The organism is Bacillus paramycoides (assembly GCF_038971285.1).
Classification (GTDB): domain Bacteria; phylum Bacillota; class Bacilli; order Bacillales; family Bacillaceae_G; genus Bacillus_A.
Genome location: NZ_CP152427.1, coordinates 1893255 through 1906097, shown reverse-complemented (window position 1 = coordinate 1906097; position 12843 = coordinate 1893255). Strand labels below are relative to the sequence as shown.

The 12843-nt window shown below is 34.0% G+C and carries 14 protein-coding genes and 1 pseudogene; 5 read left to right on the top strand and 10 right to left on the bottom strand.

Translation table 11 applies throughout. The features are described from left to right. Positions 1 to 24: 24 nt before the first annotated feature. Complete coding sequence (locus AAG068_RS09845) at positions 25 to 1497, bottom strand: flavin monoamine oxidase family protein (protein ID WP_342719127.1); 1473 nt, start codon at positions 1495 to 1497, stop codon at positions 25 to 27. Positions 1498 to 1675: 178 nt separating this feature from the next. On the opposite strand from AAG068_RS09845, the gene AAG068_RS09840 reads away from it, so the two are divergent. Both AAG068_RS09840 and AAG068_RS09835 read left to right on the top strand, forming a co-directional pair. Continuing rightward, positions 1676 to 1867: a DUF3896 family protein gene (locus AAG068_RS09840; RefSeq protein WP_342719126.1), complete on the top strand. Its 192-nt coding sequence runs from the start codon at positions 1676 to 1678 to the stop codon at positions 1865 to 1867. 207 nt (positions 1868 to 2074) lie between these two features. Beyond that, on the top strand, positions 2075 to 3076 hold the full coding sequence (locus AAG068_RS09835) for an LLM class flavin-dependent oxidoreductase (RefSeq protein ID WP_342719125.1): 1002 nt from the start codon (positions 2075 to 2077) through the stop codon (positions 3074 to 3076). Positions 3077 to 3120: 44 nt separating this feature from the next. Here the strand turns inward: AAG068_RS09835 and AAG068_RS09830 are convergent, their stop codons facing one another. The 3 genes from AAG068_RS09830 to AAG068_RS09820 all read right to left on the bottom strand — a co-directional run bounded on the left by AAG068_RS09830 (position 3121) and on the right by AAG068_RS09820 (position 5278). Next, positions 3121 to 4065: an alpha/beta hydrolase gene (locus AAG068_RS09830; protein WP_342719124.1), complete on the bottom strand. Its 945-nt coding sequence runs from the start codon at positions 4063 to 4065 to the stop codon at positions 3121 to 3123. A gap of 207 nt (positions 4066 to 4272) precedes the next feature. Next, complete coding sequence (locus AAG068_RS09825; protein WP_342719123.1) at positions 4273 to 4728, bottom strand: DUF3939 domain-containing protein; 456 nt, start codon at positions 4726 to 4728, stop codon at positions 4273 to 4275. A gap of 106 nt (positions 4729 to 4834) precedes the next feature. Next, entirely contained in the window at positions 4835 to 5278 is a 444-nt protein-coding gene (locus AAG068_RS09820; protein ID WP_000105198.1) for a Dps family protein, read from the bottom strand. Between the two features lie 241 nt (positions 5279 to 5519). Here AAG068_RS09820 and AAG068_RS09815 point away from each other — a divergent pair, with 241 nt between their 5' ends. Next, positions 5520 to 6560, top strand: a complete 1041-nt coding sequence (locus AAG068_RS09815; RefSeq protein ID WP_342719122.1) for a YkvI family membrane protein — start codon at positions 5520 to 5522, stop codon at positions 6558 to 6560. A gap of 36 nt (positions 6561 to 6596) precedes the next feature. Here AAG068_RS09815 and AAG068_RS09810 read toward each other — a convergent pair whose 3' ends face one another. The 5 genes from AAG068_RS09810 to AAG068_RS09790 all read right to left on the bottom strand — a co-directional run bounded on the left by AAG068_RS09810 (position 6597) and on the right by AAG068_RS09790 (position 11714). Continuing rightward, entirely contained in the window at positions 6597 to 6965 is a 369-nt protein-coding gene (locus AAG068_RS09810) for a DUF3979 family protein (RefSeq protein ID WP_048527400.1), read from the bottom strand. 297 nt (positions 6966 to 7262) lie between these two features. Further along, positions 7263 to 7568 (bottom strand): hypothetical protein, encoded by a 306-nt coding sequence (locus AAG068_RS09805; RefSeq protein WP_342719121.1) that lies wholly within the window; start codon positions 7566 to 7568, stop codon positions 7263 to 7265. A 199-nt stretch (positions 7569 to 7767) separates the two neighbouring features. Further along, positions 7768 to 9750 carry a HAMP domain-containing methyl-accepting chemotaxis protein gene (locus AAG068_RS09800; protein WP_342719120.1) on the bottom strand — a complete coding sequence of 661 codons (1983 nt, stop codon included), beginning with the start codon at positions 9748 to 9750 and terminating at the stop codon, positions 7768 to 7770. Positions 9751 to 9954: 204 nt separating this feature from the next. Beyond that, a complete protein-coding gene (rsgA, locus tag AAG068_RS09795; RefSeq protein WP_342719119.1) occupies positions 9955 to 11004 on the bottom strand; it encodes a ribosome small subunit-dependent GTPase A in 1050 nt (349 codons plus the stop codon). A 182-nt stretch (positions 11005 to 11186) separates the two neighbouring features. Then, positions 11187 to 11714, bottom strand: a complete 528-nt coding sequence (locus AAG068_RS09790; RefSeq protein ID WP_342719118.1) for a DinB family protein — start codon at positions 11712 to 11714, stop codon at positions 11187 to 11189. A 196-nt stretch (positions 11715 to 11910) separates the two neighbouring features. Here AAG068_RS09790 and AAG068_RS09785 point away from each other — a divergent pair, with 196 nt between their 5' ends. Both AAG068_RS09785 and AAG068_RS09780 read left to right on the top strand, forming a co-directional pair. Continuing rightward, positions 11911 to 12258: a DUF4257 domain-containing protein gene (locus AAG068_RS09785; protein WP_000426320.1), complete on the top strand. Its 348-nt coding sequence runs from the start codon at positions 11911 to 11913 to the stop codon at positions 12256 to 12258. Between the two features lie 84 nt (positions 12259 to 12342). Then, a complete protein-coding gene (locus AAG068_RS09780) occupies positions 12343 to 12567 on the top strand; it encodes a hypothetical protein (protein ID WP_000162601.1) in 225 nt (74 codons plus the stop codon). Positions 12568 to 12614: 47 nt separating this feature from the next. Here AAG068_RS09780 and AAG068_RS09775 read toward each other — a convergent pair. Then, positions 12615 to 12816: pseudogene (locus tag AAG068_RS09775) on the bottom strand (hypothetical protein). Positions 12817 to 12843 lie beyond the last annotated feature (27 nt).

Sequence of the window (12843 nt, the reverse complement as noted above, 5' to 3'; positions counted from 1 at the left end):
ATACAGTAAAGAAATTTCTGAATTTTACACATTTAATTCATTTACATCTACCGCAACACGAACGCCAGATTCAATTGCCCCTTGTATCCATCCGTGATATAACGTTGCATGATCACCTGCAAAGTATAGTCTCCCCTCTGGTTTTATAATTGCTGGTTGTAGTTCAGATTCTTGACCTGCCTGAAATAACGCAAAACCTCCAAGTGCATATGGATCCAATGTCCAACTTTTTGATATGCCAGACATGAACTCATCATATACTTGACCGCCTAATATTGTCGCTAAGTTCTGTAGTGTGTAATAGATACGATCACCTTTTGATAACCCATCCCATAACAACGCATCATAAGACCATGTATAGCTGCCTAACATCATAGCAGGTCCTTTTTCTCCAATTCCATGACTTGGATAATATGCGTAACGAATTGGCAAATCTGTTATAATTCTGCCACCTAACTGTCCTTGTTCTTCCCAAAATCGACTTTTAAATTGAATTCCTATTTTTATCGCCGGCATATAATGCAATTCACGAATTGCTTTCCATTTTTCATGAGATATAGAATCAAATGGATCTACTTCCACAAAGCGCATTGTCGAAAATGGAATTGTAATAATGACTAAATCACCTGTAATACTACTATATTCAAAAGTTTCCTCGTTTCGATAAAAAGCTGTTACACCGTTATCGTGTTGTTGTAGCTTCATTAGTTTTTGATTATATATAATATTTTCTTCTAATTGTGGTAAAAATGACTTTGGTAATCTATCATTCCCGCCTACTATTTCACAAAATCCACTCTCCTCTTGCATAATATATATAAAGCGTAACGTCTCAACAAATGACCTTTCCAAGAAACCTTCTAAATCTAATAAAACACCGATCATCTCAATTGTAACTGGCGAAAAGTAAGTATTATATTGATAAGGATGATACTTTAAAAATTGCCCTGTAGAATATCTCCCAAAATCCTTTACTACAACATCCCAATTTTTCTCTGGATTCTTTTTAATAAAATTTATAATAGGCTGCACCGCTAACAATAATAACTCCTCAGACGTTTTCCCAACTTCATTCATTTCTACAGGATACTTTAATATACTTGGATCTTTTTCATATTGCTTTAATGTCGTTTTCCGGCCATTTACGTAAATAATATCAGTCTCATTCCTATTAATAAAAGGGCTCACCTGTAGCCCAAATTTTCTTATATATGCCATCGTTAATGTGTGCGAATACGGAATTCTCATTGCCCCTACATCCAAATATAATCCGGTATCTTCCATTCTAACCGTCTCTATACGGCCACCTACCCGGTTGTTTGCTTCAAAAATCTTTACTTCATGTCCTGCAGCTTTTAATAAAGATGCCGAAACCAACCCAGCCATGCCAGCCCCTACTACTATAATCCGCTTCGGACGAGTCGTCTTGTTTAACCCTTTATTTATAACTTTTAACGTTTCATCCATCTCAGTGTTATACATTATATCTTTCTGCACAATTCCACCCCTTACTTCATAAAAATGGGCATTAGCGGTTTAGTGCATTTTATTCATAAATTCCCATAAACATAACAACAGGGAAAGAGGAATATTCACTAAAAGTACATAAGAGTTAGCTTTCACACCTCTTCATGCTTCGTATAATATAGCAACAGCAAAGAAGGAGTGGTTGAAAATGAAACAAACTTACGACTACCACGCTACAAAGAAGTATTTAGAAGAAAAGAAACAACAACTATGTACCAAACTCAGTAGTATCCATCTATCTAAAAAAGAACGTGAACAACTAAAACTTGAGATAGAGAACTATGAATATATATTAAATTTAGTTGAAATGAATCATTATGAACGAGGCTTTTCTCGTTAAAGGTGGATAGGTAGTTTATCCAAATCCCCCCCGCATTAACGGGCAGCATTTTAGCAAATACGAGGAGGCTAGCTGGGAGATAAATCCCCGTAAAAGTCCGATTGGTGAGGGCTTATTATAGTTCCGCTTTATTTTGAGCATTTTATTACGCATTTTTCGTAAGTAAATATATAATAGGATGTACATTAAGATTGAGAGGTATATTCTATGATCAAATTAAGTGTATTAGACCAATCCCCTATTTCAGATGGTAGTACAGCAGCTGAAGCTTTTTCACATACAGTTACACTTGCACAAGAAGTTGAAAAACTAGGGTTCACACGTTTTTGGGTATCAGAACATCACAATTCTGTAAGTCTTGCTGGTTCAAGTCCAGAAATACTTATTTCTCATATTGCAGCGAAAACGGAGCGGATGAGAGTCGGTTCGGGTGGTGTTATGTTGCCGCACTATAGCCCATATAAAGTTGCTGAGAACTTCCGCGTTTTAGAAGCGCTTTATCCAAATCGTATTGACCTTGGTGTTGGCAGAGCACCTGGTGGTATGCCAATTGCAACTCGCGCACTTCAAGAAGGAAAAATGGTCTCACTTGATCAATATCCAGAACAAATTGCAGATGTTGCAATGTACTTACATGATCAAGTACCAGAAAATCATCATTACGCAAATTTAAAGGCTACCCCTGTGATTCCAACATCTCCTGAGATGTGGTTGCTCGGTTCTAGTGGAGAAAGTGCAATGATTGCCGCAAAACAAGGTGCTTCTTTTGCATTCGCACAGTTCATTAACGGATACGGTGGCCCTGAAGTAATGAAGGCTTATCAGGAACAATTCCAACCTTCCTATTTAGGAGATAAACCAAAATCAATCGTCTCTATTTTTGTTATTTGCGGGGAAACAAATGAAGAGGCAGAAAAAATTGCTTCTAGTTTAGATTTATCAATTTTATTACTAGAGCAAGGAAAGCGTACAACTGGTACTCCTTCTATTGAAACTGCACAAAATTATTCATACAGCGCTTATGATTTATTACGTATAAAAGAGAATCGTCAACGTATGATCGTCGGTGATCCATCTTCTGTGAAAGAACAAATCGTAAACTTAAGCAAAGCGTACAATACTGATGAATTTATGATTGTCACAATTACTCATCGATTTGAAGATAAATTAAATTCTTATCGCTTACTAGCGAATGCTTTTCATTTATAATGATAAAGGGAGATACATCCATTATGATGCATCTCCCTTTCTTACTAGTTATTACTTTTGTCTTCTATATATTTAATAGCTCCTTCTAATAAATCTTCAAAATTCCCAGGATAATCGTGATTCAACTGGGGTACAACTTTATACTTATGTTCTATATTTTTATCTCTTAATAATTGTACAAATTGCTGCGTACATTCGAAACAATCTTCATCTTGATCCCCGCACACTATATATCCCTTTATATTTTTGACATGTAGCACTTCCAACAACTCATTCCATTCATCAATCTCTGGAAGCCACGGCGCGATAAAAATAAAACCATCTACTTCTATATATTTTTGTAAAATTGTATATAAAGCTACTCTTGCACCAGCAGAAAAGCCACCAATTATTACACTTTCTACTGTATAGTTTTCTTTAAAATTAACGTAATGCTCTTTTAATTCTTCTTTCCCTCTATGTATATCATCCCAAACAAACCCATCTGAAAACTGAATTTGCGAAGACTGTGGTAAAGCTAACGTATAATCTTGATCCAAAATAGATTTCCAATATGGTTCTACTATTGCTATATTTTCTTGATCTCCGTGCATTGCAATAAATAGTTTTTCTTTTTTCTTACCTTCTATAAATTTCACATCTGCTCGTTCTGTTTTCTTTACTAATTCTTCTCTTTCTTTACATAATTGAACCATTTTATGAAACTCTTCAAATTTATGTAGTGGTTTTAAATCGTCGTCGGTCATTAAATATTCATTTCCATACCAAAAACCCTTTTCTATAATAGCTTCCTTCATTACATGCATCGCTTCTTCTTCAAGCCCTGCTGCACTCGCCAGTGCATATTTAAAATTATATATTTGCGCCTCATTCCCCACTATGCCTTTCGCATGCTCCATTATATACTTGTACGCTTCCAAACTTCCTTTATTTGCGTAACAATGTAACGTTTCATTTAATAATTGAATGTAAGTCATACTATTTTTCATACACCCATTCCCCCGTAATCTTTTATAATATATAGTTCTCAAACTTTTATACCATTCTGTAATCACTGTATATAACTCCAGCTAACAATACTTAATCATTACTCCTCTTCGTCCAATAAATTTATTATAAAATCTAATAGATTGAAATTTCAATATTTTTATAAACAAAAAAAGACAACAATATATTTATTGTTGTTTTCAATACATCTAACCACTCTTTTGTTTTTTTCTGTCTGGTTTACTTGAAACTAAATAATGTTTTTCTGAAATATATAAGTCTCTTTTTAATATACGATTTAAATACGGTCCTAACTTCACTCCGCATATAAGACGCTCTTCACTATCTTCGACAATTGGAAACATTTCTTTTTCTGTTACATATTGATCTACTGCTTTTTGAACGATATCAATTTCTTTAACTAGGTTTAGATTTTCTTCTGTATGTTCAAATACCTCAAGCGTTTCCTTCGTAATAAGAAAACTATTTGTTGGAAATGCAGGTAAATACGGCTTTAACAAATCATAATTTACTGTATAATCATCATTTACTAATACTGTATAAACGATATTAGCATTCGTTTCTAGAAACTTAGCCATCGCTTGTTCTAATTCATCTTTCGTAATTTCACGCTCTTCTTTTCCAGTTCTGAAAAAGCGAAACATCGCATCGCCTCCTTTTTACTATATTATAGCATAAAAGAAAACTGAAAAATCACAAAAAAGCCATTGAAAGAATTTTTCAATGACTTTTTTCTTTATCAACTTATATTTATTTTAAGAACGCACTTAACATCCATACGTGTTGTTCTAATGTTGTATGAATTGCTAACAACATGTCCGCTGATGTTTCATCGCCAGCTTCACCAGCAACTTCCATGCCTTCTTTTAATTCTTGAATCAATGCAGAGTAATCATTCACTAATGTTTGTACCATTTCTTCTGCAGATTCCTTACTTGTCCCTTCATTTACACTAGATGTTGCAAGGTATTCTTTCATTGTTGCTAACGGCTTACCTTCCAATGCTAGAATACGTTCTGCTAATTCATCAATATACGTTCCAGCTTCATTGTAAAACTCTTCAAATTTCTCATGTAATGTAAAGAAGTGTGGTCCTGTCACATACCAGTGATAATTATGTAATTTCACATATAACACATTCCAGTTTGCTACCTGCTTGTTTAATACTTCAACAACATTTGTTTTCGTACTCATACAATCCACTCCTCTTATCATTTCATAATGTTTATCTTTTAATAACCTAATTACATGTTACCATACATTTCCTATCCTTTCGAACGATTGGCTCATATGTAACAAAGTTTTAACACCTTTAATACTTCCCTAATATCTTTTAATTCATGTATGTTTTCAACTACTTCTTACGTCTAATTGTCCAAGCTCATACATATGCATAATAGTAAATCAAGCTCATCGTAGTAGAAAGAGGGATAACATGGACAATCAACAATGGCAAGTAGCAAAGAAAGTCGCTGCTACTTATATTGGAACAGTCGTTGGAGCTGGATTTGCTACTGGACGAGAAATTGTTGAATTTTTTACAGTGAACGGATTTTACGGAACAATTGGTATATGTGTCAGTGGATTTTTTTTTATTTGGCTTGGCACGAAGATGATGTTGCTTTCATCACAAATCGGTGCATTTTCAGCGCAAGAATTTAACAAATATTTATTTGGAGATGTATTTGGTAATGTTGTAAATACACTATTATTACTCGTATTATTTGGTGTAACGAGCGTTATGTTATCAGGAGCTGGAGCGGTATTTGAAGAGCAACTTCGTTTACCAAGACAACTCGGCATTCTCATTACAGTAATTGCATGCCTCATTATAGGTAGTCGTGGATTACAAGGTGTCTTTGAGGTAAATACTCTTGTCGTACCTATTATGATGATTTTTATTATAGGACTTGCTATTACTACTTTTTTTCATGGTTCAACTCCTATTAGTAACACTATTCCAGCAGAAAGCTGGAATATGAAGTGGATTACTAGCCCAATTACATATGTCGCCTTAAATCTTTCCCTTGCCCAAAGCGTTCTCGTCCCGTTAGCCAGTGAAGTTAAAGATCGAAAAGCCATTTTATGGGGCGGTATTTTAGGTGGGGCAGGACTTTCTTTAATTTTACTATGCAGCCATTTAGCGATCTTATCAGTCGATCAATTTTATCAATATAACATCCCAATGGCTGAAGTCATAAGAAGATTTAATGCAACTTTCCACTTCTTCTTTGTTCTTGTTATTTTCGGTGAAGTGTTCACAACTTTAGTTGGCAATGTATTCGGAATGACAAAACAGATGCAATCGATTACCGGATGGCAAAACAACAATATTATTTTCTTCATTTTACTAATTAGTTATTGCTTTAGTTACGTTGGTTACAGTGAATTGCTCCACATTTTATATCCTATAATCGGATGGGTCAGTATTATTTTACTCCCGATTATTGCTTTTAAACGACTTCAAAAAACATAAAAGGAGCATCCATGTCATTGGATGCTCCTTTTATGTTTATTCACAATCATCACAAACTTCCCAGTACGGTCCCATTTCGAGTGCTAAATATGGCTTTAATTGCAAGCGAATCATCCGACTAGGCATACGTTCTAAAACGAATTGAATTCCTTCTTCCTCTTCGTCTAATTCAACTTTTGAAATCGCAATTCTTTGCATAGTAGAAATAGGCATTCCATCTTTATATAAAGTGATTTTCACCTCATCATATTCATTAAAATACAATTCAACACTCATTTCATTTTTTAACATTTCATCAACAATTTCGTATTTATCATTTCGTTCCTGGATTATATATTTCCAGCCGCCTCTACCTTCTTCTTTCGGAGCTGTTTGAAATAATGTCATCAAATCCTCGTATAGCATAAGATAACCCCTCTCTTACTAAAAAACGATGAGTATTTTATATACCCTTTATCTCTATCACTATCCAAATGTATTGTACCATATATCACCGTTTTTACCGTATTCATTTGCTTCATACTGCATATAAAACAGCTGATTTTCTTCATTGCTATATGAATTGTCTCTCATTGTATTTCTTAATATGCTTCTAAAGCTTTCCAATCCTATCAAACATAAGTAAATGAACTCTTTGGTCACCCTACGCTTAGTATTTCCTTACAATAACAAAAAAAAGAAGAGTGACTTACATCACTCTCCTTAAAAGAATTTTCCAGTAGCTGCTAATGCTAATACTAGTATTAAAATTGTAAATAATAATGATACAATGAAACTAAAAATAGGTAATGCTTTCTTTTCATTCTTCTTAAAGAGTAACTTTAAACTAAGAAAGATGTTTACTGGTACAAATATCAAATAAAAATATTTAACAATTTGCACCGAACTATTCGAAAGTGTTTTTAAAATAAACACTTCAATTAGAAAAACAATAAAAAATGAAATACTTAACCAAAATGAGACATAACTAAGCCAAGAATGTCTTTTGGTCCCCCAGTACACTCCCATATTAATAATCTCCTTTATTTGCATTCTATATGATTATAATTATACATAAAGTTAACAAACACCTCTATTTTTCGACAAATATTATACATGATATGCCTTTAAACATCATAAACATACTCTCTATCGCATTTCATGTTACATAGTAAAAACAGACTACTCCAAAATCGCATACTGCTATTTTGGAGTAGTCTGTCCTCTGTTACACTTTAAATCTTTCAATTAACCCTTGTAATTCTTCAGCCATTTGAGATAACGTACCCGCCGCAGAACTAATCTCCTCAATGGACGCTAGTTGTTCTTCTGCTGATGCTGCAACGTTTTGAGTACTCGTCGCATTATTCTGTGCTGTCATTGCAATTTGCCCTACTGAAATAGACACTTCATTTGCACCTTTCGACATCCCATTAGCCGTTTCAACCATCGTTTTAATTTGATCTGCAATTTCATTTGTAGATTGTAAAATCTCAGTAAAGTTTTGCTTCGTTTCATTCGCAATAACAAGTCCAGATTGAACTTCTTCATTTACATGACCCATAGATTTTACCGTCTTACTCATGTCATCTTGTATTTCACATATTAATTTACTAATTTCACTAGAAGATACGCTAGACTTCTCCGCCAATTTACGTACTTCATCTGCAACAATTGCAAACCCTCTTCCGTGCTCTCCCGCTCTTGCAGCTTCAATTGCTGCATTCAAAGCTAAAAGATTTGTTTGATCTGCAATATTTTGAATTACTTCTAGTATGTCACCAATTTGTTTTGATTTATTATTTAGTAACTGTATAACTTCATCTGATTGTGAAACAGATTCTGCAATAGATTGCATTTGATTTACAGTTTTTCCGACTAGTTTTCCGCCATCTTCTGCTTTTTCACGAGTATGAGCAGAAGCGGTACTAATTGATGAGGAACTATTTGCTACATGCTGAATTCCTTCTGTTACATCAAATAGTAACATTGCACCATTTTCTACACTTGTCGTTTGCGTTGTTGCCCCGCTCGATATTTCATCCATTGCCATTGTAATTTGCTCAGTTGCTTCACTCGCTTGTCTTACACTTGCCGTCAGCTCTTCTGATGCTGCTGCAACATGTCCAGCCGAAGTATTTATTCTTCCTATTAACGTTCGCAATGCATCTGTCATCTCATTAAACCCTTTTGCAAGTTGACCAATTTCATCATTAGAATGGATCTCGATTGTTTGCGTTAAATCTCCCTCACTTATTACTTTGGAAGTGGTAACTAATCTCTTTAATGGCTTCGTTATAGAAAGTGTCACAAAATAAATAAGTGCCCCGCCTATAACTAATGAAATAAACATAACAATTAACATATTGTAAAATACAGGCTGTGCAGCTTCAATTATTTCATTCGAATACATCGTTCCACCAATTTTCCAACCTGTTTTTACATTTGTAGCAAATACCATTTGTTTTTCGCTACCGTCATACATATATGAAAAAGCACCGTGATTATCTTCATAAATTTTCTTCGCCCAAGAATCAGCTGCTTTTTTCCCTGATTTTTCTTGAGGATGTGCAATTATTTTTTGTTTCCCATCTAAAATGAAAGCATATCCTTTTTTACCGATATTGATTAACTTTGTTGTTTTTAATAAATTATCTAAACTTAAATCTATTGCTACAACACCGTTTTTATCTTCTGTTTGTTTTGCAATCGTTACGACAATATGTCCATTTCCTTTCGCCTTATACGGCTCAGTAATGACAATACCACCTTGTTTTGCCACTGCATCTTTATACCAAGAACGTTCTGTTGGATCATAGTCTGCTGCCATTTGTATATTTGGTTCTTGCACAAATTTCTTATCATTCCCAGCAACATAAACCTGTTCAACATCTTTATTTAAATTGATATATTGAGATAATATTTTTCTTAATTCCTCTTGATTATCCCCTTGATACATATTACCTTGAATCACACGTGCAAAATTATTTACATCATTAAATTTCGCCTCAATCATTTGATTGATTAAATTATCTAATATTTTTATATTATCGTGAGCACTGCTCGTAATTTGTGATTCAAAATTCTTTTTAGCTGTTTGATAAGACATGCCTCCGATAATAGAGACAGCCGCAATTAAAATAACAAAAAATGAAATTAGTAGTTTTTTTGCTACTTTCATGTCACGAAACAAATTTAATAGTCTACCCATTACAAACCTCCTGCTTTTCATTTTCAAAAGTTAAACGTAACGAATTATAAATATTTCCCAATCCCTAATTATTATTTTCATAACCTATTATGATGAATACTTTGTAAAGTTTAAACAATTAAATTCCCTTTGTCTATATATATGAATAATATTATTATAAAATTTACAAATGCAAAAAGCCAAAGGGAACCACCCTTTGGCTTTTCACATTTTTTTATGCTGTTTAGAAATCTTTTTCCACTTATCACGCTCTGCCCTTGCAAGAATAGCATCTTGTTTTCTCATAAAATACGCTAGTTCTCTTTGTAATTTTTTATAGCTTTGCAAACGATTTATCGTAATAATTCCGTTACCAATTGCACTATGCACTGCGCACCCTGGCTCATTTTCATGCTTACAGTCCCTAAAACGGCACGTTTTTGCTAGTTCCTCAATATCAGAAAATGTTGTTTGAATTGCATCGCTTCCTTCCCAAAGCTGTAGCTCCCTCATACCAGGAGTATCAATTACTAAACTACCACTCGGTAATCGGAACAATTCACGATGAGTTGTCGTATGTCTCCCTTTACTATCTTCCTCACGAATATCACCGGTTTTTGCTACTTCAATTCCTATAAGTGCATTTAACAAAGTGGATTTTCCAACCCCAGATGATCCGACTAGAGCAATTGTTTTTCCTGAAGAAACAAATTGCTGCAACGATTCAATACCAGTATGTTCTAAACTATCAACAACGAAGATCGGAACACCAATTGCCACAGCTTCTGTTTCAACGATTTTCTGTTCCACGTCTTCACATAAGCTACTCTTTGTTAAAACAATAACAGGCATTGCACCACTTTCATACGCTAATAGTAAATAGCGCTCTATTCTTCTTACGTTAAAATCATGGTTAAGTGCATTCACTAAAAATAGATAATCTACATTTGCTGCTATTACTTGTTCTTCCGTTCGAGTACCAGCCTCTTGTCTAGAAAAAGAGCTTCTTCTTGGAAAAACACGATGAATAATTGCTTTCTTTTCATTCTCTATTTTTTTTATATACACCCAATCACCAACCGCTGGATAATCCCCCTTCGTTACTGCTTCATGCCGAAACTTACCAGACAGCTCTGCCATATATTCACCATCATTGCAAATAATTCGATATATATGCTTATGCTCAAGTAAAATACGCCCTACTTCAAAGTTCTCTACAGCTTGTTCCTCAAAAAAAGAATTCCAGCCGAACGATTCTAAAATATTTTGATTCAAATTGATATCCTCCCTAGTTTAAGCTAAGCGGAAGGATCGTGCGCTCCCTTATATAGTCTCGCCCTTTCCATCCACCTTTGTATTTGGTTTATTATTCATATAAGCTATTTTCGCCATAATACATCACCCCGTTCTTATTTTAATTACTCTCATTATATGGAATATCTATACAAAAAGCTACCTTATTTAACGTAATTTTCAAATAATTTATTTTTCATCATTCTAATTTGTCCACGGTGATTAATCTCATCTTCTAGCACATGAAACCACAGATAGTGCTGGTTATATGCTACACCGTTAGGCCACTTTCTTTCTGACTTAAGCCACTCATCATCTTGTTTACTCAAATACTTCAGAGATTCTTCTCGGACACTTTGTAGAAGTTGTACATAATACTTTATTTCATGACCACGGATTGTTCTCCCCACTTCCCCTAAATACAGTGCGTCTTCCCATATTTCTAATTCTTCTTTAGTAAAGTCACGCTCTTGAAATGAAATAAGTTGGTGAGCTTTTTCTATAGCTGCTATATGCTTTAGTAACGCTCCAATGGAATTTCCCTCACTCGGTATCATTAAATCTAATTGCTCAACTGACAGATCTTTTATTTCCTGTAATGTTACAGCCCTCGTATACTCCAGCATGCTTACTAATTCCCCTATATTTTTTGTATAACCATCCACACTTCTTATTCGGTAATCTATATTCATATCACGCACCCCTTTCTACATTCATATTAAGGAATAACTGCGTCATATAATAGACTCATATATATCAGATTTTTCTGCTATAATTAAATTGAATATAGAAAAAAACCAAACAAACTTTCTCAATATGCTTCTATGAAATATTAAAAGGAATCAATATAAAATAATCGAATCTTATTCACTAAAAGGAGTGGATTCGATGGAAATGTATCAATGGCTAACTGCTGTTCTCGTTGGTGGCATTACCGGTTTCGTTTCCCATCTAATCAATAACCAAGGTAAGTTATTGCTTCCACGCCGTTTGAAAACTTTTTTTCACTTTGGGTTTTTGACTGATATTTTCACTGGTAGTCTAGCTGCACTTCTTGGACTTGTTTTATTCGATGTCACCTTAATAAAAGAAATTATTAAAGTATCCATTGTGACTGCTATTTCCGGTCAGACTTTCTTACTGCATCAAGCGCTTGGTGGTGAGCAGGCTAAAAATACACAAATTGGGAAAGCTGATGAGAAGATTCAAGAAATTGACAAATTATTACGACGTTAGTCTATACTTTCTTTAAAAATTATTGCTATAATAAACAATAAATATTTTCTATTGCGTCGTTTGTCAGAAGAAAGGGTGTTTCGTATGACAAAAAAGAAAATAGAAGATTTCTTAACAGACACTGAAAAAGAGGAACTGCTAGAAAACTATAAATGTTTACGAGAAGCCCGCACAAAAAGCGAAGCTAACTATTTTGGAGAAGCAGTAAACCATCTATTAAATAAAGCAAAACAACGAATTATTAAAGATGCAGGCATACATGATGAAAATGCAGCAACTGTTCAATCAAAAAGAAAAGCACTGTTTTAGTTCATTGGCTAAAACAGTGCTTTTCTTTTTGAGGTATTTTTTCGCATCTATTTCACATCTTTTTCACAAATATAAGTAGTGCGATATGCTAAACTAAATATATCCTTTTCTAAGGAACTATATGCCGATATATAAATCCCTATCTTTATAGGGATTTTTTATTTTTGGATTCCTCATAACTTTGTTACAATACATTACTTCTACTATTTCTATACTTTTAGTAACCACTGTAATGAAAAGTACATTCATGTATCCATACTCTTATTTATTATGATA

Excerpts from the sequence above, each read along its gene's own strand:
- AAG068_RS09840 (WP_342719126.1), top strand. The coding sequence starts at position 1,676 with ATGAAACAAACTTACGACTACCACGCTACAAAGAAGTATTTAGAAGAA.
- AAG068_RS09835 (WP_342719125.1), top strand. The coding sequence starts at position 2,075 with ATGATCAAATTAAGTGTATTAGACCAATCCCCTATTTCAGATGGTAGT.
- AAG068_RS09830 (WP_342719124.1), bottom strand. The coding sequence starts at position 4,065 with ATGAAAAATAGTATGACTTACATTCAATTATTAAATGAAACGTTACAT.
- AAG068_RS09825 (WP_342719123.1), bottom strand. The coding sequence starts at position 4,728 with ATGTTTCGCTTTTTCAGAACTGGAAAAGAAGAGCGTGAAATTACGAAA.
- AAG068_RS09820 (WP_000105198.1), bottom strand. The coding sequence starts at position 5,278 with ATGAGTACGAAAACAAATGTTGTTGAAGTATTAAACAAGCAGGTAGCA.
- AAG068_RS09815 (WP_342719122.1), top strand. The coding sequence starts at position 5,520 with ATGGACAATCAACAATGGCAAGTAGCAAAGAAAGTCGCTGCTACTTAT.
- AAG068_RS09810 (WP_048527400.1), bottom strand. The coding sequence starts at position 6,965 with ATGCTATACGAGGATTTGATGACATTATTTCAAACAGCTCCGAAAGAA.
- AAG068_RS09805 (WP_342719121.1), bottom strand. The coding sequence starts at position 7,568 with ATGGGAGTGTACTGGGGGACCAAAAGACATTCTTGGCTTAGTTATGTC.
- AAG068_RS09800 (WP_342719120.1), bottom strand. The coding sequence starts at position 9,750 with ATGGGTAGACTATTAAATTTGTTTCGTGACATGAAAGTAGCAAAAAAA.
- AAG068_RS09790 (WP_342719118.1), bottom strand. The coding sequence starts at position 11,714 with ATGAATATAGATTACCGAATAAGAAGTGTGGATGGTTATACAAAAAAT.
- AAG068_RS09785 (WP_000426320.1), top strand. The coding sequence starts at position 11,911 with ATGGAAATGTATCAATGGCTAACTGCTGTTCTCGTTGGTGGCATTACC.
- AAG068_RS09780 (WP_000162601.1), top strand. The coding sequence starts at position 12,343 with ATGACAAAAAAGAAAATAGAAGATTTCTTAACAGACACTGAAAAAGAG.